Source organism: Microbacterium sp. Bi128, assembly GCF_918698205.1.
The window spans coordinates 1-1,769 of the sequence record NZ_CAKKMM010001077.1 but is presented as its reverse complement, the minus strand read 5'-3'; the positions used below and the strand labels follow the sequence as shown (position 1 = coordinate 1,769).

The 1,769-nt window shown below is 65.8% G+C and carries 2 protein-coding genes; both read right to left on the bottom strand.

What is annotated here, in order from left to right; translation table 11 throughout:
- Positions 1 to 652: ABC1 kinase family protein (locus tag LQV45_RS29910; RefSeq protein WP_374208333.1), on the bottom strand; the 652-nt coding region annotated here is incomplete at its 3' end.
- 5 nt (positions 653 to 657) lie between these two features.
- Positions 658 to 1,200, bottom strand: coding sequence for a PadR family transcriptional regulator (locus LQV45_RS29905; protein WP_223915556.1), 543 nt, complete (start codon positions 1,198 to 1,200; stop codon positions 658 to 660).
- Positions 1,201 to 1,769 lie beyond the last annotated feature (569 nt).

Below are 1,769 nucleotides of genomic sequence, written 5' to 3'. Positions count from 1 at the left end.
CCTCAAGACTGGTCTGCGCAAACTCCTCGACCAGGGCGGGCATGTCGGCACGATCAGACACCAGGCGCACGTGGCTGAGCCAGCCGCCCACTTTGCGCAGTGCCGCCAGGTCGACGTCGACAATGGCCTTGATGCCCGGCCGCTGCACTTTCAGCACCACGCGGTCGAGCCCGGTGTCGGCGGCGTCGCCCGGGCCAAGCCTCGCCCGGTGCGCCTGCCCGAGGGACGCTGCTGCGATCGGTGTCTCCTCGACCGAGGCGAACAACTGCTCCAGCGGCGCGCCCAGCTCAGCTTCGGCGAGGGCGCGGATCGCGGGGAACGAAACCGGAGGCACCTCGTCCTGCAGCCCCTCGAGTTCCTTGGTGATCTCGGGCGGCAGCACGTCGAGCCTGGAGGACAGGAACTGTCCGACTTTGATCATGAGGCCGCCGAGGTCCACCGCCAGCGCATGGAAGCGTTGCGCGAAGCGCCGCATCCTCTTCGCCCTGGTGCGCTCGGCAATCCGCACCAGCCCGATGCGGGGGAGGAACAGCTCGAACCACCAGGTCACCGCGAGATGCCATGCGGCGAAGCGCAGGATTCGGCGGTAACGGGCCCGGTGGCCCCGGGTGCCGGGTCCCGGAGCTGCCCGGTCCCGGCGAACCGACATCACCCCGGTCAGCCCTGGGCGAGGATCGCGTACAGCCGGCGGCGCGCGTCATCGAGCACCGCCACGGCTTCCTGCACCTGCTCCGGCGTGCCGGTGCGTCCCACCTGGGAGGCGGCCTGCGCGAGCTCGACGCCCGCCTTGGGCAGCGCCGCGAATCCCGAGCCCGACGCCGGACCCGTCGACTCCCAGGGCGCTGACGTACCGGCACCCGCCATCTCCTCGCGGCCTGCGTCCGTCAGGGAATAGATCTTGCGGCCGTTGGATTCCTCAGCACGGATAAGGCCCTCGTCGGCCAGCAGCTGGAGGGTCGGATAGACGGAGCCGGCGCTGGGCTTCCAGGTGCCGCCGCTGCGCTCCTCGATTTCACGAATAATCTGATAGCCGTGCATCGGCCGCTCGGCGAGCAGTGCCAGCACAGCCGAGCGCACCTCGCCACGCCCCGCCCGGGAACCCGAGCGCTTCTCGAACCTCGAACGCAACTCCTCTACGGCCTGCCACATGCCGTCGACATTGTTGCCGCGAAATCCGCCTGCCGGGTAAGAACTGCGCATCATGCTCTCCTCTGGACGACCGTGAACGATATACAACGATAGCCAACGATACACGCGCAAATTTGCGAAACCAAGAGCGCCGACGATCCACATCTTGCATCGTGATCCGACAGCCGTCAGCGTTCCTTTTTTGCGGTTTCCCGGGCCTGCTGAGCGGGCTCACGGCGCTTACTTGCATGCTGCCAGGCCAGTCCTGCCTGAGTGCCCAAAATAAACCCACCGAACCACGCGATTCCGGCTGGGCCCAACACCAAACAGAGAACGAGGGAAAGCACCAAAACCAACATGGCTAGCCATCGCCAGGGCGGTGAGAAACGCAGCAACCACACACCCACGGCCAGGCCGGCGAGTAGTGCCACGACCTCCTGTGACACGTGGTCCTGAGGTCCTACCAGGATCACCGCGACCGTTGCGCTCAATAACACGCCACTAAGGATCAGAGCATTCCTTACCGGATGCTCAGCTTTTCTTCCCACAACAACCAACCCTTTCTAGGCCTGTTTTGCTCACCATCCGAGTGCGCTCTGGAGTTGGTCGCCACCGAAGCCGACAGTGCCACCTCCAAAGGC